The sequence below is a fragment of the Paenalicyclobacillus cellulosilyticus genome, from assembly GCF_014647315.1.
In the GTDB taxonomy this organism is placed as follows: Bacteria; Bacillota; Bacilli; order Alicyclobacillales; family Alicyclobacillaceae; genus Alicyclobacillus_J; species Alicyclobacillus_J cellulosilyticus.
In genome coordinates this window covers 1-20,344 of record NZ_BMOY01000019.1, presented here as the reverse complement: position 1 = coordinate 20,344, position 20,344 = coordinate 1, and the positions used below count along the sequence as shown (strand labels likewise).

The 20,344-nt window shown below is 66.4% G+C and carries 20 protein-coding genes; 13 read left to right on the top strand and 7 right to left on the bottom strand.

All coding sequences use genetic code 11. The features are described from left to right. Nucleotides 1-38 precede the first annotated feature (38 nt). The 6 genes from IEX97_RS07215 to IEX97_RS07190 all read left to right on the top strand — a co-directional run bounded on the left by IEX97_RS07215 (nt 39) and on the right by IEX97_RS07190 (nt 7,177). The gene (locus IEX97_RS07215) at nt 39-968 is read left to right on the top strand and encodes a cation diffusion facilitator family transporter (RefSeq protein ID WP_188882035.1); all 930 of its coding nucleotides are present in this window, start codon (nt 39-41) and stop codon (nt 966-968) included. Continuing rightward, nucleotides 965-3,124: a single-stranded-DNA-specific exonuclease RecJ gene (locus IEX97_RS07210; RefSeq protein WP_188882034.1), complete on the top strand. Its 2,160-nt coding sequence runs from the start codon at nt 965-967 to the stop codon at nt 3,122-3,124. Before IEX97_RS07215 ends, IEX97_RS07210 begins: the two co-directional genes overlap by 4 nt. Beyond that, on the top strand, nt 3,060-3,572 hold the full coding sequence (locus IEX97_RS07205; protein ID WP_188882033.1) for an adenine phosphoribosyltransferase: 513 nt from the start codon (nt 3,060-3,062) through the stop codon (nt 3,570-3,572). Before IEX97_RS07210 ends, IEX97_RS07205 begins: the two co-directional genes overlap by 65 nt. A 318-nt stretch (nt 3,573-3,890) precedes the next feature. Continuing rightward, nucleotides 3,891-6,047, top strand: a complete 2,157-nt coding sequence (locus IEX97_RS07200) for a RelA/SpoT family protein (protein ID WP_188882076.1) — start codon at nt 3,891-3,893, stop codon at nt 6,045-6,047. 21 nt (nt 6,048-6,068) lie between these two features. After that, nucleotides 6,069-6,518 (top strand): D-aminoacyl-tRNA deacylase, encoded by a 450-nt coding sequence (dtd, locus tag IEX97_RS07195; RefSeq protein WP_188882032.1) that lies wholly within the window; start codon nt 6,069-6,071, stop codon nt 6,516-6,518. 20 nt (nt 6,519-6,538) lie between these two features. Continuing rightward, nucleotides 6,539-7,177, top strand: a complete 639-nt coding sequence (locus IEX97_RS07190; protein WP_229776588.1) for an MBL fold metallo-hydrolase — start codon at nt 6,539-6,541, stop codon at nt 7,175-7,177. 204 nt (nt 7,178-7,381) lie between these two features. On the opposite strand, the gene IEX97_RS07185 is transcribed toward IEX97_RS07190, so the two are convergent. Then, complete coding sequence (locus IEX97_RS07185) at nt 7,382-7,570, bottom strand: hypothetical protein (RefSeq protein ID WP_188882031.1); 189 nt, start codon at nt 7,568-7,570, stop codon at nt 7,382-7,384. A 442-nt stretch (nt 7,571-8,012) separates the two neighbouring features. Between IEX97_RS07185 and IEX97_RS07180 the strand changes: the two genes are divergently transcribed. The 4 genes from IEX97_RS07180 to IEX97_RS07165 all read left to right on the top strand — a co-directional run bounded on the left by IEX97_RS07180 (nt 8,013) and on the right by IEX97_RS07165 (nt 12,841). Next, nucleotides 8,013-9,227 carry a glycosyltransferase family 4 protein gene (locus IEX97_RS07180; RefSeq protein ID WP_188882030.1) on the top strand — a complete coding sequence of 405 codons (1,215 nt, stop codon included), beginning with the start codon at nt 8,013-8,015 and terminating at the stop codon, nt 9,225-9,227. Beyond that, nucleotides 9,208-10,344 carry a glycosyl transferase gene (locus tag IEX97_RS07175; RefSeq protein ID WP_188882029.1) on the top strand — a complete coding sequence of 379 codons (1,137 nt, stop codon included), beginning with the start codon at nt 9,208-9,210 and terminating at the stop codon, nt 10,342-10,344. The genes IEX97_RS07180 and IEX97_RS07175 overlap by 20 nt, the downstream gene beginning before the upstream one ends. Beyond that, a complete protein-coding gene (locus tag IEX97_RS07170) occupies nt 10,295-11,719 on the top strand; it encodes a phosphomannomutase/phosphoglucomutase (RefSeq protein WP_188882028.1) in 1,425 nt (474 codons plus the stop codon). Before IEX97_RS07175 ends, IEX97_RS07170 begins: the two co-directional genes overlap by 50 nt. A gap of 168 nt (nt 11,720-11,887) precedes the next feature. Further along, the gene (locus tag IEX97_RS07165) at nt 11,888-12,841 is read left to right on the top strand and encodes a type I phosphomannose isomerase catalytic subunit (RefSeq protein WP_188882074.1); all 954 of its coding nucleotides are present in this window, start codon (nt 11,888-11,890) and stop codon (nt 12,839-12,841) included. 54 nt (nt 12,842-12,895) lie between these two features. Here IEX97_RS07165 and IEX97_RS07160 read toward each other — a convergent pair whose 3' ends face one another. Next, nucleotides 12,896-13,330: a PilZ domain-containing protein gene (locus IEX97_RS07160; protein ID WP_188882026.1), complete on the bottom strand. Its 435-nt coding sequence runs from the start codon at nt 13,328-13,330 to the stop codon at nt 12,896-12,898. A gap of 447 nt (nt 13,331-13,777) precedes the next feature. Here IEX97_RS07160 and IEX97_RS07155 point away from each other — a divergent pair, with 447 nt between their 5' ends. Further along, on the top strand, nt 13,778-14,542 hold the full coding sequence (locus tag IEX97_RS07155; RefSeq protein WP_188882025.1) for a sulfite exporter TauE/SafE family protein: 765 nt from the start codon (nt 13,778-13,780) through the stop codon (nt 14,540-14,542). Nucleotides 14,543-14,602: 60 nt separating this feature from the next. Here the strand turns inward: IEX97_RS07155 and IEX97_RS13915 are convergent, their stop codons facing one another. The 5 genes from IEX97_RS13915 to hemE form a co-directional block, all read right to left on the bottom strand. After that, on the bottom strand, nt 14,603-14,725 hold the full coding sequence (locus IEX97_RS13915; RefSeq protein ID WP_268238326.1) for a hypothetical protein: 123 nt from the start codon (nt 14,723-14,725) through the stop codon (nt 14,603-14,605). Nucleotides 14,726-14,807: 82 nt separating this feature from the next. Further along, complete coding sequence (locus tag IEX97_RS07150) at nt 14,808-15,137, bottom strand: hypothetical protein (protein WP_188882024.1); 330 nt, start codon at nt 15,135-15,137, stop codon at nt 14,808-14,810. A 184-nt stretch (nt 15,138-15,321) separates the two neighbouring features. Beyond that, entirely contained in the window at nt 15,322-16,773 is a 1,452-nt protein-coding gene (gene hemG / locus IEX97_RS07145) for a protoporphyrinogen oxidase (protein WP_188882023.1), read from the bottom strand. After that, a complete protein-coding gene (hemH, locus tag IEX97_RS07140; RefSeq protein ID WP_229776584.1) occupies nt 16,770-17,747 on the bottom strand; it encodes a ferrochelatase in 978 nt (325 codons plus the stop codon). Before hemH ends, hemG begins: the two co-directional genes overlap by 4 nt. 6 nt (nt 17,748-17,753) lie before the next feature. Beyond that, entirely contained in the window at nt 17,754-18,827 is a 1,074-nt protein-coding gene (gene hemE, locus IEX97_RS07135; RefSeq protein ID WP_229776582.1) for a uroporphyrinogen decarboxylase, read from the bottom strand. 275 nt (nt 18,828-19,102) lie between these two features. Here hemE and IEX97_RS07130 point away from each other — a divergent pair, with 275 nt between their 5' ends. Then, nucleotides 19,103-19,531 (top strand): BrxA/BrxB family bacilliredoxin, encoded by a 429-nt coding sequence (locus IEX97_RS07130; protein ID WP_188882021.1) that lies wholly within the window; start codon nt 19,103-19,105, stop codon nt 19,529-19,531. A gap of 22 nt (nt 19,532-19,553) precedes the next feature. After that, on the top strand, nt 19,554-20,344 hold a 791-nt coding region (locus tag IEX97_RS07125; RefSeq protein ID WP_188882019.1), incomplete at its 3' end, for a glycerate kinase.

Below are 20,344 nucleotides of genomic sequence, written 5' to 3'. Positions count from 1 at the left end.
TACTCGATTGCAACCATCACGGTCGAGGATGATCGGATTTGCACAGGAAGCTTGGGCATCGTCACCTGGAAACCGCGGCCTGGGTCGGCGGCGGGATCAACGTGGCCTTGACGGCCGCCAAGGGCGCGGTCGGGCTATGGACCGGCAGCCACGCCTTGGTCGCCGACGCGGTGCATTCTGCCGCCGACGTGGCGGGATCGGTCGCCGTCATCGTCGGCCTGGCGATTGCACGCAAGCCGCCGGATGAAGACCACCCTTACGGACATGGGAAGGCAGAGTTGATCAGCGCCGGCGTGGTGGCCGGCATCCTGATGCTGGCCGCGCTCGACGTGCTCTACGAGGCGGTGCGCGCCCTGTTTGTCGCTCCCGTGTTGCCGCACAGGCTCGCCGCCGTCACCGCATTGGTGGCCGTCGTCGTGAAGGAGGCGCTGTTTCGTTACAATTATCACCTGGGCAGACGGACGGGCAGCCCGAGCTTGGTTGCGAGCGCCTACGAACACCGGTCGGACGTCTACGCCTCGTTGGCGGCCCTCTTCGGCATCGTGCTCGCGTTGGCGGGGCAGGCGGCTTCGGTGCGTTGGCTGTTGTACATGGATCCCGTGGCGAGCGGCGTGGTGGCGATCCTTGTGTTTTGGATGGGGTACCGGATGGCGGCGGATGCATCGCACAGCCTGATGGACCGCACGATGGACGACCAGGACCTCCATCCGTACCGCGAGCGGGTCATGGCGGTGCCGGGCGTGGAGCGGATCGACGCCCTCTATGTGCGGGATCACGGGCAATACGTGATTGTCGACGTGAAGGTGAGCGTCGATGCGCGGATGACGGTCGCCGCCGGGCATGAGATTGCCGCGCGGGTGAAGCAGGAACTCCGCCAGGCGTTTCCGCGCGTGCAGGACGTACTCGTTCACGTCAATCCGCACTTTGCAGGCGGCGAGACGGACGAAGAGCGGGGTGAGCGTCCATGAGCCGGGAAGGAGCGGAGCGCGGGAGCGGATCGCCGGGCGGCAACGCGCACACGCCGGATGGGTGCGGCGGGTACCAGGCGCAGGATGTGTTGTGGCGGACCGCGGTGGTCGACCCGGATGCAGCCCGTGCGTTGGCGGCGCGCCTCTGTGTGCCGGAACGGGTGGCGTGCTGGTTGCTGGCGCGGGACATTGCCGATCCGGACGCCTGGCTGCGTCCCGGCCTGCACGTTGGCCAGCCTTGCGCGTTCACCGACATGGCGCGGGCGGTGGAACGGGTCCGATGGGCGGTGCAGGCCGGGGAGCGCGTGGCGGTGATGGGGGACTACGACGTGGACGGGGTGACGGCAGCCGCCATCGCCTGGACGGCGCTCACGCGGCTCGGGGCGGACTGCCGGGTGATCCTCCCGCACCGTGTGCGGGACGGGTACGGCTTGACACCTGCTCTGGTCGACCGTGCGCGGGAAGCGGGCGCGCGGCTCCTGCTCACGGTGGACAACGGCGTCCGTGCGGCGGAAGCGGTGGCGTACGCGCGGGCGCACGGCCTTGATGTCATCGTCACGGATCATCATGAACCAGGGGACGACATGCAACGTGCGGCCGCCCTGTGGCACGGCGTCCCCGTGGTGCATTGGTGCCGCGCCTCCCATCCGTGGGTCCGCGACCTCTCTGGGGCTGGGGTGGCTTGGACATTCGCGCGCGCCTTGCTCGGCGATGCGCTGGACCAACCGCTTGCAGCCGGTGCCGCCGTGTCGCTCGGCGATTGGCTGGCGGCGTTGGCGGCGTTGGGGACGCTGGCCGACGTCATGCCGTTGACAGGGGCCAACCGCGGCCTGGTCAAGCACGGCTTGGCCGTGCTGCGGACGGTGCAGCACCCGGGTTGGCTGGCGTTGTGCCGAGAGGCGGGGGTGGATCCCGCGTGGTTGGGCGAGGATGACCTGATGTGGTCCATCATCCCGCGCTTAAACGCGGCCGGCCGGATGGACAGCGCCGAGGACGCCATGGCGGTGTTGTTGGCGGAAGACCCGGCCGCGGCGGCGGCCGCGGCCGCCCGCGTCGGCCAGTGGCACGCGCTGCGGCGGCGGGAGACTGAAAGAGCGGTGGCGGAGGCCTTGGCTTGGTGCCGCGCCGCGCCGCCCCAGGCCGGCGGTTTGGTCGTGTCCGGCGCGTGGCCGCTCGGGGTGGCCGGGATTGTGGCCGCGAAGCTGGCCGAGGTGTTCGGATGCGCGGCGGTGGTCTTGTGCGACGACGGCAGCGAGGTGCTGCGCGGTTCGGGGCGCGGACCCGCGGGCGTCTCGGTCTACCAGGTGCTCTCCGCTTGCTGCGATGGGCTGGACGGCGTCGCGTTCGGCGGCCATGAAGCGGCGGTGGGCTGCCACGTGCGGCGGGACGTGCTGGCGGAATTTTCGCGCCGGGTGGCTGCGTGCCCGCTCGCCCGTCCGGGGGCGACGGCCGGCGCGGACGGCGGGGAGACTGCGCCCGCCGCCGACGATGTGTTGCCGCTCGCGGAAGCGAACGAAGCGCTGTGGCCGTGGGTGGAGGCGATGGGCCCGTTCGGGCCGGGCAATCCGCCCCTCACGTTCTATATCGGGCCGGTGGTCGTCGAGCGCGTCGTCCCGATGGGGGACGGATCGCACGCGCGCATCCATGTCCGTGAACAAGGGATCGCCGCGGAATGGGTCTGGTTTCGTGCACCTGCGGCGGTGTTCCACTGGCAACCGGGAGCGGTGGCGGCGGCGGTGGTCACGTTGCACCGCAACGCTTGGCAGGGGCGCGTGCGGTATCAATGGCGCGTGGTGCGTGCCTGGCGTCTCCGTGGTGTGCTGACGCGGGAGGATTTCGCGTACGTGTACCGGTTGCTGCGAGCGCGCCGCCGGCTGTTGCAGAGCGAACTTGGCAACCTGGGGGCGCGGCGGTCGGAGCGGGAGGTCGCGCTCGCCCTCGACACGTTTGTCGAATTGGGGTTTGCTGAGCGCACGGACGGGGCGTATCATGTTGTTGAAGCGGCGCAACCGCGCGACCTGCGGGAGTCCCGCCGCTACCAGCGGCACCTGTGGGCGGCGGTGCGCCGTGCCGAGACGAGGGGCGTCGAACATGGATTTCGCGAGCAAAATCCGTTCGATCCCGGATTTTCCGCAACCCGGGATCCTGTTTCGTGACATCACACCGCTTTTGGCGGACGGCCAGGCGTACCGCATGGCCATCCAAGAGTTGGCCGCGTTTGCGCGGTCGCTCGGCACCGAGGCGGTCATCGGCCCGGAAGCACGCGGTTACGTGGTCGGCGCCCCGTTGGCTTACGAATTGGGCGTCGGGTTCGTTCCTGTCCGCAAGCCCGGCAAGTTGCCAGGGCGGACGGTGGCTGTGGATTATCAGTTGGAGTACGGCTTCGGGCGGCTGGAGGTACACGCGGACGCCATCCGCGCCGGGACCAAGGTGCTGGTGGCCGACGACCTGTTGGCCACGGGCGGAACCATCTCGGCGACGGTGGAGTTGGTGCGCCGCTTGGGCGGCGAGGTGGTGGGCGCCGCGTTCCTCATCGAGTTGACGGAGCTTGCCGGCAGGCAGCGGTTGCCCGGGATGAAGATCAAGACCCTGATTCAGTTTTGACAGCGCGGGTTCCACGCGCAGCGGAGGCTGCGGGGCGTAAGCTCCGAACGCGGCGTGACCAAGCGCGAGACGTCGCACAGCGGGGAGTCGATAGGCATGGACCAGGATGCAGGGTGCGCCCACACGGCGCACTTTCGTGTACCGATACCGACCGGGGTGCTGCCCGGACAAGCCGGTCCTGGCGAGCCGGAATCTGTCCGTGACGGGGGGCAGGGGACGGCGACTGCGCTGCGGAACCCGGCGCAGCCAGGTACGGACGCACCGGATGTGCGCTCTTTGCTGACGGTGGAGGTCGTCGGGTCGCAAGGGGGTGAGTCGATGAACATCGAAACCCTGTGCGAACGGGTGCAGAGCCACGTCCGTCCGGATGAGCTCGAGCTCATCCGCCGGGCGTATGCGTACGCCGAGGAGGCGCACCGGGGACAGATGCGGCGCTCGGGGGAGCCGTACATCACGCACCCGCTGGCGGTGGCGAACATCCTGGCCGACCTGCAACTCGACGCGACGACGCTCGCGGCGGCGTTGTTGCACGACGTGGTGGAGGACACGCGGGTCACCGACGAAGAGTTGGCGCGCCAATTCGGCGCGGAGGTGGCGATGCTGGTCGACGGCGTCACCAAGCTCAAGCGGATCAAGTTCGATTCCACGGAGGAGCAGCAGGCGGAGAACTTGCGCAAGATGTTCATGGCGATGGCCAAGGACATCCGCGTCGCCCTCATCCGTTTGGCGGATCGGCTGCACAACATGCGGACCTTGCGTTATCAGCCGCCGGACAAGCAGATCCGCACGGCGCGCGAGACCTTGGAGATCTTTGCGCCGCTGGCGCACCGCCTGGGTATATACACCATAAAATGGGAACTGGAAGACCTGGCGCTGCGCTACCTCAACCCGCAGGAGTACTACCGCATTGCCCAGCTGATGGCGCAAAAGCGCAAGGAACGGGAGAGCTACGTCCAAGAAGTGATGGAGATGCTGCGCGCGAAGCTGCGCGAGTTGAACATCCAGGCGGAGGTCTCCGGGCGGGCGAAGCACATTTACAGCATCTACCGGAAGATGCTGACGCAAGGCAAGGAGTTCAACGAGATCTACGACCTGTTCGCCATCCGCGTGATTGTGGAGAGCATCAAGGACTGCTACGGCGTGCTCGGGGTCGTGCACACGATGTGGAAGCCGATGCCCGGGCGGTTCAAGGATTACATTGCCGTGCCGAAGGCGAACATGTATCAAAGCCTGCACACCACGGTCATCGGCCCGAAAGGTGAGCCGCTCGAGATCCAGATCCGGACGTGGGAGATGCACCAGACGGCCGAGTACGGCATCGCCGCGCACTGGGCGTACAAGGAAGGCGAGCCGCGGGCGGAAGGAAAGTTCGCCCAGAAGCTGGCCTGGTTCCGCGAGGTCCTGGAGTGGCAGCAGGACTTTCGCGACGCCCAGGAGTTCATGGAGACGCTCAAGCTCGATTTGTTCTCCGACGAGGTTTTCGTGTTCACGCCCAAGGGGGACGTGGTGCAGTTGCCCGCCGGATCGGTGCCGATTGACTTTGCGTACCGGATCCACACCGACATCGGTCACCGTTGCATCGGGGCCAAGGTCAACGGCAAGATGGTGCCGCTCGATTACCGGTTGCGTACCGGCGACATCGTCGAGATCCTGACGAGCAAGCACGGCTACGGCCCGAGCTGGGATTGGTTGAAGATTGTCCAATCTTCGCACGCCAAAAGCAAGATCCGTCAGTGGTTCAAGCGGGAGAAGCGGGAAGAGAACGTCCAGCGCGGCCGGGAATTGGTGGAAAAGGAGCTGTTGCGCCACAGGTTGGACCCGGCGGAGGTTTTGTCGTCGCGGTATGTGGCGGAGGTGTTGCAGAAGTTTAACTTCACCCGCGAAGAGGACCTGTACGCGGCCATCGGATATGGCGGCCTGGGCGCCGGCCAGTTCGTCACCCGGCTCATCGAGCGGTATCGGAAGGAGCAACAACGCGCGGCCCACGACGCACTCAGCGTCGAGGTCAAGGAACCTGTCCGTCCGACCGACTCCGGGGTGCGCGTCAAAGGCATCGACAACGTGCTGATTCGGTTCGCCCGCTGTTGCCATCCCGTGCCGGGCGACGACATCGTCGGGTTTGTCACGCGCGGGCGGGGGGTGTCCATCCACCGCGCGGACTGCGCCAACGTGCGGCAACTGCTCGCCGATCAAAACCGGGTGATTGAGGTCGAGTGGGCGACGAGCGCGAACCTGTCGTATCCGGTCGATCTCGAAGTGCTGGCGGTGGATCGGCGCGGTTTGGTGAATGAGGTGATGAACGCCATCGCCGAGACGAAGACGGAGATCACGGCGGTGAGCGGGCGTGCGGACGCACGGCGCATGGCGCACGTGGTGGTCAGCGTCCGCATCCGCAACCTCGATCACCTGCGCACGGTGATGGAGCGGGTGAAGCGGCTGAAGGACATCCAAGCGGTGCGGCGGCTCGACCAGTGAACGGGAGCGGAGGGGACGAGCGTGCGGCTGGTGGTGCAACGCAGCGGGCCGGCGCGGGTGCGCGTCGGCGATGAGGTCATCGCCGCCATCGAGCGCGGCCTGGTGGTCTTGGTCGGCGTCGGTGCAGACGATACGGCGTCCGACGCCTTGTCCATGGCGGACAAGGTGGCGCACCTGCGCATCTTTCCGGACGCGGACGGGAAGATGAATCTGGATGTGCGGCAAGCGGGCGGCGAGGTGCTTTCCGTCTCGCAGTTCACGCTGTACGGAGACGTGCGCAAGGGCAGGCGGCCCAACTACATGCGTGCGGCCGAGCCCAAGACCGCCGAAGCGTTGTATGAGGTGTTCAACGAAGCGCTGCGCCGGTTCGGCGTGCCGGTACAGACGGGCCGGTTTGGCGCGATGATGCAGGTGGAACTGGTGAACGAAGGACCGGTGACCATCCTGCTCGACTCGGAACGGGTGTTTTGAGGCGGAAAGGAGGGCATGGCGTGCTGCGGGTGCAAGCGTTTGTGGTCAGCCCGCTCCAAGCCAACTGCTACGTGGTCGATGCGGGAGAGGACGGCGGCGAGGCGGTCATCATCGACCCGGGTGACCCCGACTTGGCCCCGGTGTTCGCGTACGTCCGTGCACACCGCTTGCGCGTGGCCGCCGTCTGGTGCACGCACGCCCACCTCGACCACATCGCCGGCGTCGATGTGGTCCGCGCCGCGTTCGGCGTTCCGGTGTACGTGCACCGTGCCGATCTGCCGCTGTGGGAATCTTTCCCGGCGTCGGTCGCCGCATGGTACGGCCGTACGGCTCATCCGCTCGCCCCGCCCGACCGGATGTGGTCGGACGGCGATACGGTGACGGTGGGCAGCGCCCGGTTCGAGGTGCGGCACACGCCGGGCCATTCCCCGGGCAGCGTCTGTCTGGTGGGCGAGGGTGTGGCGTTCACCGGCGACACCGTGTTTGCCGGCAGCATCGGTCGGGTGGACCTGCCGCTCGCCGATCCCGCCGCGATGCAGGCGTCGTTGCAGCGGATCAAAGGGTGGCCCGCGACGCTCGTCTTGTACCCCGGGCATATGGGCGCGACGACCCTCGCCCGGGAACTGGCATCCAATCCGTTTTTGCACGCATCTTCCTGATGATGTAACTCTTTGCATGAATCCACCGGCGGCCGGCGCGCACGCAGGCGGTCTAATGGTGTCCGCCTGCGCCGCCGGTGACTGTATCCGCCTTGTCTCAGGGTACGCAACCGCGTGCGTCGGTGTGCCGGCCAACATGGCGGCCGGCACGTCGGCCGCCATGGAGCGTTTGCATCGCCGCATGGCCGCCGGATGCGGCACGCTTCAGTCCCCGTCGCGTCTGCCCGCCCGCAGGTCGGCGACGGCGCCCGCAAGCACCGGCACAAAGAGCAGGATCAGACCGAGAAACTGGATGACGGGCCGTCCTTTTTCGACCACGATGGCGGCCACACCGGCGACCATCAGAATCAACGAGACGACCCAGAACACGCGCAGTTTTCCGACCTCCGACATCGCCCGACCTCCTTGCCTGCTCTCCTTGCCCGCTCTCCTTGCCAGACTTCCCTCTCGCTGCCGCCGTGATGGATCGTACCACAATTTGTGCGCCCGCACCAAGGCAGAGCCAGACTTATGTTGGGTTTTGGCCGCAATTGGGGTACAATGGCTTCACACCCGCGTGCGGGCTTGTCGGAGCCAAGGCGGCCGGAAGCCCGCGGCGGTGGGAAGGATTGCTTGCAAACCAAAACGGTGCTGCCTATACTGATTGCTAGCAGCCGGTGTGATTGAGTGCTAATCAAGCCGGGGACGGAGTTCGGGGCCCTGCCTGCTCGGCGGTGCCGTGGCGTAGGCAATTTGGCGTGCTGGGCCATATGGGTGTCTCGGCCGGGCTGGTTCACTTCGGCACCGCGCGGATCCGTCCGGTCGAGGCTTGCACAAGCCGAGGAGGGATGGATGGATGATGCGCGTGGCGTATGTGAGCACATTTCCACCGAGACGATGCGGGATTGCGACGTTTACGCACCACTTGCGGCAAGCGGTCGCCGCGGCGGCAGGACGACCCGCTGTCGATCCGGTCATCGTCATGACCGATGCCAGCGTGGCTGCACCGGAGGACGAGTCGCTGTTTTGGCCGCTGGAACGGGACGAGCGTTCGATGTACGCTGAGTTGGCGCGGCGGGTGAACGAGAGCGACGTCGCTGCCGTATCGTTGCAGCACGAGTTCGGGATCTTCGGCGGTGAGGCAGGGGAGTACATCCTGGACTTCATCCGCGCACTGCGCAAGCCGCTCATCACCACGTTCCACACGGTATTCCAGCGGCCGGAAGCGCCGTACGCGCCGGTGCAACGGGAGATTGCACAGCAAAGCGACCGGATTGTCGTCATGAACCGGCACGCGGTGGCATACCTTTGTGACGCGTTCGGCATCCCCGCGAGCAAGGTGGTCTTCATACCGCACGGGACGCCGGCGCCGCGGGAAGCGGATCGGGAAGCGTGCCGGCGGGAGTTCGGATGGGTTGGCCGGCGGGTCGTCCTGACGTTTGGACTGCTCAACCGCGGCAAAGGGATTGAGACCGTGTTGCAGGCCCTGCCGGAGGTGGCCGAACGGATCCCGAACGTGTTGTACGTGGTGGCGGGGCTCACGCATCCGGAGGTCAAGAAGCGTGAAGGCGAGGCGTACCGCGAATCCCTGCTGGCCATGGTGGAGCAACTCGGCCTCTCCAACCATGTGGAGATGATCAATCGCTACATCGACGATGACGAGCTGGTGCGGTTATTGACCGCGTGCGACCTGTATGTCACGCCTTACCCAGGCATGCAACAGATCACAAGCGGCACGTTGGCGTACGCGGTGGGTCTCGGCCGTCCGGTGCTGACCACGCCGTACGATTACGCGCGCGACCTGTTGCGGGGGTTTGAGGAGCTTCTGATTCCGTTCGGAGACACCCGCTTGTGGGCGGAAAAGATGGCCGCGCTGTTGGCGGATGATGCCGCCCGTCAGGATTGGTCGGCGCGCATCGCCCGCATCGGCCGGACGATGCACTGGCCCCAGATTGGCTTGGCCCACTGGCAGTTGTACGCTGAGGCGGCAGCGCCCGGGCGGCTGGGCCGGGCGGCAGCCGACGCGCCGCAACAGGCAGGGGTGAGCAGCGTTGTCTCCATCACCGGTTAGTTTCGCCCACCTCATACGGTTGACGGACGACACCGGTTTGTTGGAACATGGTCTCGGGAAGATCCCTCGCCGGCGCGAGGGCTACAGCACCGACGACAACGCGCGCGCCATCTGGACGTGCTTGGTGTGGCTGGATCACGTCGCAGCGGAGGAACGCGCGACGCTGCTGCGGCTGGTGGACACGTATCTGTCGTTCTTGCTCTGGGTACAGCACGAAGACGGCGGGTTTCAAAACGACGTCGCCTACGACCGGACGTTTTTGCGCGAGCGGCGTTCCGACGACTGTTTCGGCCGCGCCGTCTGGGCGCTGGCGGTCGCGTGGACCAAACTGGAGTCGCCGGACCGGCGGATTGCGGTCCGCGAGATGCTGGAACGGGCGTACCGGCAGGTGCCGCGCCTCTCGTCCGCTCGCGGCTTTGCGTACACGCTGGCCGCGCTCTGCTTGTTGTGGCAGCATGCCAAGACAGACGCGTCGGACGAAGTGACCGCCGCGTTTCACGCATGGGTGGAGCGAAACGTCCCGCGTTGGGTGACGGAACTGGAGCGGAACCTGTTGTCGATGTACAGCCGGAACGCCCAAACCCATTGGCGGTGGTTCGAGCCGGTCCTCACGTACGGCAACGGCGTGTTGCCCTGGTCGCTCCTCGTCGCGTACACGGTGACCGAGCGCCAGGATACGTTGTCGGCGGCACTTCATACCCTCGATTTTCTCATCCGTCAGATGACGGGGCAGGGCGGCATCATCCGCCCGGTGGGCAATCAGGGCTGGTGCACGCCCGAGCGGCGAGCCGAATGGGATCAACAGCCCATCGACGTCATGAAGCTGGCGTTGGCCGCCGCGATGGCATACCGGGTGACGGGAGATCCGGCGTACCGGGACGTCGTGCGCCGCTGCCGAGCTTGGTTTTACGGGGAGAACGATTTGGGCGTGCCGCTGGCCGACGCTGAGGACGGCAGCTGTTGCGACGGCTTGACGCCTGTGGGTGTGAATGTCAACCGGGGCGCCGAATCGACGTTGTCGTATCTGTTGACGGAAGCGATGTTCCGAAACGTGGAGGTCGATGCGCATGAGTACCACCGTCGAGAAAGGGTTCTCCATTCCTTCGCATGTATTTAAGGAATACGACATTCGCGGCAAGGCGGGCGAAGAGCTGAACGGTTCCTTCGCGTACCTGCTCGGGTGCGCCCTCGCGGAGACGCTGCGCCAGTTGGGTTATCAGGATGCCGTCATCGGCCACGATAACCGGCTGTCGTCGCCCGAGTTGCACCGGGCGCTCGTCGCGGGACTGAGCCAGGCGGCCATCCACGTGATCGACATCGGCCAGGTGACGACACCGATGTTTTATTACAGCCTGGAATACTTCCACGTCCCGTGCGGCGTGATCATCACGGCCAGCCACAACCCGGGCGACGAGAACGGGTTCAAGATTGCCATCGGCAAAACGACGATTTACGGCGAGCGGATCCAGGAGTTGCGCGTCGCGATGCGGCGGATCGGCAACTCGCAGGGCGTGGTGCAATCCTACGTTTGGGATGAACGCTACGTCCGCCGCGAAAACATCGAACCGGCGTACCTCGATATGCTGGCGCGCAAAATCCAGCTCGGACCGCGCAAACTGAAGGTCGTCCTCGACTGCGGCAACGGCACGCCGTCTTCGGTGGCGCCGAAGGCGTTGGCGCGCTGGGGTTGCGAGGTGATTCCGCTCTACTGCGAGTCGGACGGCACGTTCCCCAACCATCACCCGGACCCGGTGGTACCGGAAAACCTGCGCGACCTCATCCGGACGGTGCGCGAGACGGGCGCGGACATCGGCATTGCGCTCGACGGGGACGGTGACCGCCTGGGGGTGGTCGACGAACAGGGGAACATCCGCTGGGGAGACCAGTTGATGATCCTGTTCTGGCGCGAGATCCTGCAGAAATATCCTGGCGCGGCGGCGCCCGTCGAGGTGAAATGTTCCCAAGCGTTGTTTGACGAGATCGCACGCTTGGGCGGGCGGCCGTTCTTCCACCGCACGGGCCACTCGCACGTCAAGGCGACGCTCAAGTCCCGCCGCGATGTGCCGTTTGCCGGCGAGATGTCGGGCCACTTGTTCTTCAACGATGAGTTCTTCGGCTTCGACGACGGGTTGTACGCCGCGGGCCGGATGCTGCGCATCCTCTCCAACACCCAACAGCCCTTGTCCGCCTTGTTCGCCGATGTACCGCAGTTTGTCGCGACGCCGGAGACGCGCGTACCCTGCCGGGAAGAGGACAAGGCGGCGGTCATCGCAGGGGTGCGCCAGCAGTTCGCCGGCAAGTACGAGGTGGTCGACGTGGACGGCGTGCGCGTGCAATTCCCGGACGGATGGGGGCTGGTGCGCGCCTCCAACACGCAGGCGGTGCTGGTGATGCGCGCCGAGGGCAAAGACGAACCGGCGCTCGCCCGCATCAAGGCGGAGATGGAATCCGCCATCCATGCGGTCAATCCGGCGCTCGCGATCCCGTGGTGAAGCGCGGGGATCCTCTCTGAAGCGCGGGGATCCTCTCCCGGGCGGGCGCCGCCCGGGACAGGTGCCTGGCCGTCCCACGGCGCCGTCCTGCCGTGCGCAGCCATCCACAGCCGATCATGCAGCAAAGGACGTGATGGTTTGTACCCAGTGAAGTTTCGCCCGCTCCCTATGGCGCGCCTCTGGGGCGGGCACCGCTTGAAATCGTGGTTTGGTGTCGACGATCCGGCCCCCATCGGGGAGTACTGGGTGCTCTCCGGCCATCCCAACGGCGTGAGCGTGGCGGAGAACGGCCCGCTCGCCGGGATGACGCTGTTGATGCTGACCGAGCAGTATCCGGAGGCGTTTTTGGGGCACTCGCCGCAGAATCGCTTTCCGTTGCTGATTAAATTTTTGGAAGCCCAGCAAGACCTGTCGGTGCAAATCCATCCGGATGACGCGTACGCGCAGGCGCATGAGGGTGACTTTGGCAAGACGGAAGCGTGGTACGTGCTTGACTGTCCGCCGGACGGGCGGGTGAACTACGGCCACCGGTTTCCGTCCCGGGAGGCGTACTTTGCCGCGGTCCGCGAGGGGCGGGTGCGGGATTACTTGGAATATGTCCCCATCCGGCCCGGGCAGGTGGTGTTCGTGCCGTCGCGCACCTTGCACGCCCTCTTGGCCGGCACCATGGTCATCGAGGTGCAGCAGACGTCGGACGTCACGTACCGCGTCTACGACTGGGACCGTGTGGATGAGCACGGGCGCCCGCGTGCGTTGCACGTGGACAAGGCGGCCGAGGTGATGGATTTCGGCGACGAGGAGCGCCGGCGGCGAGGAGAGCAGGCCGCATTGCCCGTGCCGCAGACCTTGTTTGCAGCGCCGGGGGTGGTGCACGAGCGTTTGGTCGCCTGTCCGTACTTCACCATGGAACGGCTGCGGTTGGACAAGGGCGGGCATCGCCTGACGCGAGGGCGGGACGGCAACCCGGACATCGTGATTGTGGCTGAAGGTGAGGTCACGCTGGCCTGGCCGGACGGTGCGTTGGCGCTGCGCCGCGGCGATACGGTGCTCGTTCCCGCCACCTTGGCCGGCTACGAGGTGCGTTCCGCGGGCGCGTCGGTGATGTTGCGTGCGTTTTATTGAGCGCGTGCGCCGGAAGTGTCCGGCCTGCGCAGCATGAAGGCAGGGGGTGTGGTGTCACACCCCCTTCTTTTTCCGGATCTCCAAGCGCATCAGTTCCCGCAACAACAGATCGCGCTGACGCGGGTGAACAAGGTCCCACGCAAGGCCGTACCGGTGCAGTTTTTCAATGGGTTGCAGGTCTTCCCAGACGATGGTGGCGCGCAGTTGCCAAGGTTGCAACAGGAGCACATCCACTTCCACCCGGACGTCGGCCGGATCGACACCGTCCGGCAAGGGGTGCGGGAGGGTGAGCGGGGTTTTGGTGGCGATGCGCGCCCCGCCGGCAGAGATGTCGATAAGGATGCAGGGCAACGGATCGGTCAGGATCCGGTGCTTCGCCACCCAACGGTATGCGGCATCTTGCAGCAAAGACAAGCGAAAAAATTCGCGACGGTTGTGGTCGGATTGTTCCGCCGCCGCTCTGTGCTCTGCTTCTTTTTCCGCATGCACGGAGCACACCTCCTCGTGGGTCATCCATCTTTCCATACCTGCATCACAAGTCCTTCACACGTTCAACCTTCTCCAGGACGATAATGGGTGTATGAAGAAAGGTTCTCCGACCGCCGCAGACGCGAAAACGTCCGAGCATCATGCGCAGAGCGCGCAGAGCTGTCTCGCTTCAGTTGTTTCTGTGAACGCATGCCAAAATCCTGCTGTCTGCCCCAACACGTTCCCGGGGGTGCGCATCGTGAGGCGGTTTGCAAAGCCGGGCGGGGAAGTGCGCGGTGATGAAGCGGGACGATGATAAGAACATCTTATCATTGTCATAGACGGAGCTGATTTACAAGCTGGCGTCCGTTCTGTATAATCAGGTCATAATCCATAATATCCAATATATATACTAGGATTTTAAGTATGCGGGCCGAGCAAAAGGCTCTGGTTGAGGAGATGTGCAGCATGAGCGCGGGCGTGTTGCTGATGGGGCTTTTGGTCGGATTTCTGGTCGGATTGACCGGTGTCGGCGCAGCCTCGTTGTTGACGCCGTTCCTTGTGCTGGTCGGGGTGCACCCGACCATCGCGGTCGGTTCGGACCTGGTATACAACTCGGTGACGAAGCTGTTCGGCACGGTGCAACATGGCCGCCAGAAGACCGTTTTGTGGCCTTTGGTATGGCAACTCGCCGCCGGGAGCGTGCCGGGGGCGCTGGTTGCCATCGGCCTTTTGCACCTCGTGCCGGCGTGGCACGCCCGGAGTGAGAACATTGTGCGTCACGCCTTGGGCTATGTCCTCATCTTGGTGGCCCTGGCGACACTCGTGCGCGTGTTCTTCGGCGACAAGCTGGGCGCGAATCGTTGGCAGGAGAAGCCCTTGCGGGAAAAGTGGCCGTTGACGGTCGGCATCGGCTTCCTCGGCGGATTTTTGGTCGGTTTGACATCTATCGGATCGGGTTCGCTGTTTGCCATCGCCCTGCTTTATTTCTACCGGCTCGGCGCCGCGGAGCTCGTGGGCACGGATGTCGCGCATGCCTTTGTGCTTTCGACGGCCGCGGGTTTGGCCAATGCCGGCTTGGGCCACGTGGATTACCGGTTGGTTTTGAATTTGATCCTCGGCTCGGTGCCCGGGGTATTGGTGGGGAGCCGCCTGGCGGTCAAGGTGCCGAGCCGGCCCCTGCGGGCGGTGATGTCGCTCCTCATTTTGGCGAGCGGTTTGAAATTGGTGTGATGGACGAACGGGCGGCTGCGGGACACAGCCGCCCTTGGTACCCCTTGTTCTGACTGAGTCTCAGTACACGGGCACGGTCGTGCACTTGGTGACGTAGCTCGGGACCAACAGGAAGAACAGGACGAAGATGATGAGGAACACCACCGCCCAGCGCGTATATCCGCCAAAGACGCCGTCAAACATCCGGATTGCCTCCTTTCTCACACAGGATGCTCACACAGGATGAACCGGTGCGGTCTGCCGGGGCCGGCTTGACTGCACGCCATCACCAGAGGAAAGCCAGGGCGAGGATCCAGGCGAAGGCCAGCCACCACCAGAACCACCCGGCCCACCACCACCAAGCGCCTGGATACGCGTACGGATAGCCTCGTCCGGGATAGCCCCAATACTGTGCCAGCACGAGGTCGCCCTCCGCACGCTGTCCTTCGTTGCCGGTGAAGTTCGCGAGACCCACGGGTGCGTATTGGCGCGGCATGCGGACCAACACCGCCTGCGGCGTCACCGCTTCGACAATGCCGCGGTGAACGCCCCACGGTGTGCGGAATTGCACCCAGTGGCCGATGCACCTTTCACATTGCAGCCTGGTGACCCCCATCTCAGTCCCCCCTTTCCACAAACAGTCATATGCAGCGCAACCACCCCCCGGCATGGACACTTCTCCTACGGCATGCCAGGGAGCGGCGGTTGGCGAGGCGGGACTGGGGTCGCCAGACTGGGGGTGTGCCATGCTTGGCACGGTGCGGGAAGCTGTGCGGTGCCGAAACGAGGAGTTCTTTGCGTCAAACCTGGCGCGCTGCGAGATGGGAGAGGATGGCTTGGGCCGCCCGCTCGCCCGCGGCGATGCAGTCCGGGATGCCGACCCCGTGGTATCCGCCGCCCGCCAGGAAGACACCCGGCGCGGTGCGCGCGAGGTCTTGTTCCACCTCTGCCACCAAACGGCGGTGGCCGACGGCGTACTGGGGCATCGCGTGCGGCCAGCGCACCACGCGGTGGAACCACGGCCAAGCCGTCACCCCGAGCAATCGCTCCAGGTCTTCCCGGACGCGGCGGACCATCGCCGCATCGCTGTCGGCCAACCCTTCTTCTTGCCCGGCCCGCCCCACATAGCAGCGCAGGACGACGTACCCGGCGGGCGTGGTGTGGGGCCACTTGCTGGATACGAACGTACAGGCGCTGATGTAGGCGCCTTCGGCGCGCGGCACGAGGAATCCCGATCCGTGTGCCGGCAGACGGACCTGGTCTGCAGGATAGGCGAGCGCCACGGTCGCCGTCGATACGTACCGGATGCGCGCCAATCGCTGCGCCGTGGGCGTCAGCGCGGAGAGCAGGGGGGCTGCGGCGCCGGCCGGGGTGGTGACCAACACCGCGTCGGCGACGATCTCGCCGCGCTCGGTGCGGATCCGGTAGCTGCCGTCGGCGGCGCGGACCAGGGATTGCGCGCGGGTGCCCGGTTGCAGGTCCGCCCATTCGTACAGCACGTCGTACAACCGCTCGACCAGGGTGCGCAAGCCGCTGCGCAGCGTCACGAATGCGCTGCGGCCGCTCGCCGGATGAGCTGCCGCTGCGGGCACATCCCGCAACTGGCGCTGGCGTTCCGCAGCCGCCCCCCGGATGAGGCTGCCGTGTTCCGTCTCATACCGCGCGAGCTGCGGGAATGTGGCGAGCAGGCTCAGTTCGTCGATTGCCCCTGCGTAGATGCCGGCGAGCAGCGGTTCGAACAGCCAATCCACCATCTCGTCGCCGAAACGGCGGCGCAGCAGCGCGCCGAGCGCTTCATCGTTCGCCTCCGGCTCCGCGCGGCCTGGCGCAGGCAGGCAGAGGTCCATGAGCGCGCGGGCTTTGCCGCGTGCGGAGATGAGCTGGTTGCGCAAAAAGGCCGGGATATCCACCGGGATGCCCATGCTCGTCCCGTGCGGCATCGGCACCAGCTTTCCGCCGCGCACAATCCAGGTGCGGTGAGCCCCCGGGTCCATCGGCACGACCTCCGCCTCGAGGCCAAGGCGCCGGATGAGCTGAAGTCCGGCCGGCTTGCGGGCCAACAAAGAGTCCGGCCCGCCTTCGAGGATGAACCCCGCCTCGCGGTGCGTCTCAATCTTCCCCCCCCATTGCGGGCTCGCCTCCAGCACGGTGCACCGTACGGCCAAGCCGTCCGCTTCGCTTCGCTCCTTGATGGCGAACGCCGCCGCAAGGCCCGTGATCCCGCCGCCGAGGATGACGATGCGGGCTGTCATGCGTCCATCCCTCCCTGGCGCGCCCGCGCCTGCACCACACGTGCCAACATCCGGCAGAACGCCGGGTCGGCGTTGAGCGACGCGGTGCGCACAAGTTGCATGCCGAGGCGTTGCGCCAGGCGCTGGCACTCGATATCGATGTCGTAGAGGACCTCCAGGTGGTCCGCCACGAAACCGGCAGGACAGACGATCACGTCGTTCCACCCGTCCGCCCGCAGGGTCGGCAGCAGTTCGAGGATGTCCGGGCCGAGCCACGGCTCCGCCGTCCGGCCCGCGCTCTGCCAGGCGAACGCGAAGTGGCGCAGGCCGAGCCGTTCCGCCACCGCCTCGCCCGTCTCGCGGATTTGGCGCGGGTACGGATCGCCCACGGTGAGGATCCGCTCCGGCAGGCTGTGGGCGGTGAACACCACCATGACGCGATCGCGATCCGGAAATGCACGCATGGCGTCGGCGACACGGCGGGCGAGCAGGTCGAGGAAATCCGGTTCGAGGTGCCAGTGGTCGACATGCAGCAGCTTGGGACCGCCGAGACGCACCGCGGCCGCTTCCGCCGCCTCTTGGTACGTCCGCACGCTCATCGACGAGTAATGGGGCGCCAGGACGAGCGTCACGGCCTCCCGGATCCCGTCCGCGTACATGGCTTGCACCACCTGGTCGATGAACGGCTCCGCATGCTTCATGCCGAGATACACCCGGTAGGTATCATCCGGATCGTCGGCCAAAAAACGGGCAATCCCGTCCGCCTGGGCGAGCGTGATCGCTCTGAGCGGCGATACCCCGCCAATCGCCCGATAGCGTGCCACCAAGTCGGCGAGTTGCTCGGGCGTGGGCGGCCGGCCGCGGCGGATATGGGTGTAGTACGCCTCGACCTCCGCCAGCGAGCGGGGGGAACCGTACGCCATGACGAGGACGCCGATGGGCGAACGGTCATGCGCCTGCGGCGAACGCATCGGCGCAGGAGACAATGGCTGCATGCGGTCTCATCTCCCTTCGCGGCGCGCGAGCACCTCGCGGCCGTACGCGTGCACGAGCTCGGTCAACCGGGCCAGGGTGGCGGGATCGACAGGCGGATGGTGGTGGAGAATCCCCCAGCCGAGGTTGAAGATGAATCCGTCCGCCGCCGCGCCTTCCTCGATCACGCTGCGCGCCCGCGCCGCGAGCAGCGGCCAAGGGGCGAAGAGGAGGGCGGGATCGAGGTTGCCTTGCACGGCCGTCCTTCCTCCGAGGATGCGCCGGGCGTCCGCAAGCGGGATGCGCCAGTCAATCCCCATCACCGTCGCGCCCGTCTCGGCCATGTCCGCCAGCAGGGTGGCGGTGCCGACGCCAAAGTAGATGAGCGGGACGCCGAGGTCGGTGAGGGCGCCGAAGATGGCGCGCATGTGCGGGAGGACGAAGCGGCGGTAGTCGGCCGGAGCCAAGCAACCGACCCAGCTGTCGAAGACCTGCACCGCGGCCGCGCCTGCGGCCACCTGCGCCCGCAGGTAGCGGACGGTCATGGCGGCCAGCTTGTCCATCAACCGGGCCCACGCGTCCGGCTGCGACCACATCCACGCCTTGGTCCGCAGATGGTGCCGCGACGGGCCGCCTTCAATCAAATAGCTGGCAAGGGTGAACGGCGCTCCGGCAAAGCCGATGAGGGGCACCGGCAGGTCGCGGGCCAGCTGCCGGATGGCGGTCATGACGTACGCCAGTTCGTCTTCCGGAGCATAGAGTTGAAGCGCGGCGACGTCCGCAGGGGTGCGCACGGGACGGGCGATGACCGGGCCGATGTGCTCCTTGATCTCGAATTCGACCCCCATCGGACCGAGCGGCACCATGATATCGGAGAAGAGGATGGCCGCGTCGACCCCGAGTTGATCGACAGGCAGCCGGGTCACGGTATAGCACAGCTCCGGGTTGCGGCAGATCTCAAGCAGGCTGTAGCGCTCCCGCAGCGCGCGGTATTCCGGTTGGTACCTTCCGGCTTGGCGCATGTACCACACCGGGACGGTGTCCACCGGTTCGCACCGGCAGGCTTTGAGGAAGCGATGGTCCTTCCAACGTTCAAGCGTCACGTCGCTCGGCCTCATTTCCTGGGATGAAGAAGGGTTTGGCGCGCGCGGGTGTGTGTCACCCTGCGCACGTCCCGATCATAGCAAATTTTCGTCCTGCTTTGCGTCCGCGGCCGCATCCTGCCGGGCACGCCGCGGCGGCCGGGACCGGGGCCAATCAGCGCGCCGTTGCGTGTTTTGCCGGAAACCGATACCGGTGGCCGCCGCGAAACCGTTATAATGAAGGTGGCATTGCGGAAGTCTGCGAGATGGAAACGACCATGCGGAGGTGGCGGACAATGCAGGAACTGGATTTCTACGCGATGATGATTCAGCCGATGCGGGAGGAGTTGACCCAGATTGGCTTTCAGGAGCTGCGCACGCCGGAGGAGGTCGACGCGGTCCTGCAGCAAAAGACGGGGACCACGCTCATCGTCGTCAATTCGGTGTGCGGTTGCGCGGGCGGGATCGCCCGTCCCGGCGTGGCGATGGCCCTGCAGGGGGACAAGCGGCCGGACCGCCTGGTGACGGTGTTCGCCGGCCAGGACAAGGAGGCGACCGCGCGCGCACGGGAGTATTTCGAAGGGCTGCCGCCTTCTTCGCCGTCGATGTTCTTGTTCAAGGACGGCAAGCTGGTGGCGGCGCTCCACCGCAGCGACATCGAGGGCACCAGCCCGGAACATGTGGCCGCCCGGTTGCGGGAATGGTTCGAACAGTATTGTGCATGACGCGGCGAGGGCGGCGCGGCAGATGCGGATTGTGATTGCACCCGATTCGTTCAAAGGAACGCTCTCCGCCGCGGCGGCGGCCGCCGCGATGGCTCAAGGCGTGCGGCGGGTTGTCCCTGCGGCGGACGTGGCGGTCTTTCCGATGGCGGACGGCGGTGAAGGCACGCTGGAGGTGCTGCTCGCCGCCCAAGGCGGCGTGCGGTACGAGGTGGACACGTGGGATCCGCTGGGCCGCCCGGTGCGGGCGGCGTTCGGGTGGCTCGCGTCCGGAGCCGGGCGCACGGCGGTCGTCGAGCTGGCTGCGGCCAGCGGCTTGGTCTTCCTCGCCGAAGCGGAGCGTACGCCGAGCGCTGCGCTCGCCGCTTCGACCTACGGCACGGGCGAGCTGATCCGGGCGGCGCTCGACGCCGGCGCGGACGAGGTGGTCCTCACCCTGGGCGGCAGCGCCACGACGGACGGGGGTTTCGGCCTCCTCACCGCCTTGGGCGCCACCGCGCGCGCGGCAGGCGGCCGGCCCCTCTCCGGACGGGATGCGCGGGAGCTTGGCCTGGTGGAGCACGTCGATCTGGCCGGGCTGCATCCGCGCTTCCATCATGTGGTGTTCCGCCTGGCCAGCGATGTCACCCATCCGTTGTGCGGGCCTGACGGCGCCGCGCGCGTCTTTGGACCGCAAAAAGGGATGGACGAAGCGGCCATCGTCCGCCGGGACGAGGAATTGGCCAGGTGGGCGGAGCGGCTCTCTGCGGCGGCGCGGACCGCCGGCCTCGGCCGCGCCGCCGAGGACGTGCGCGCCGTGCCGGGCCTTGGCGCGGC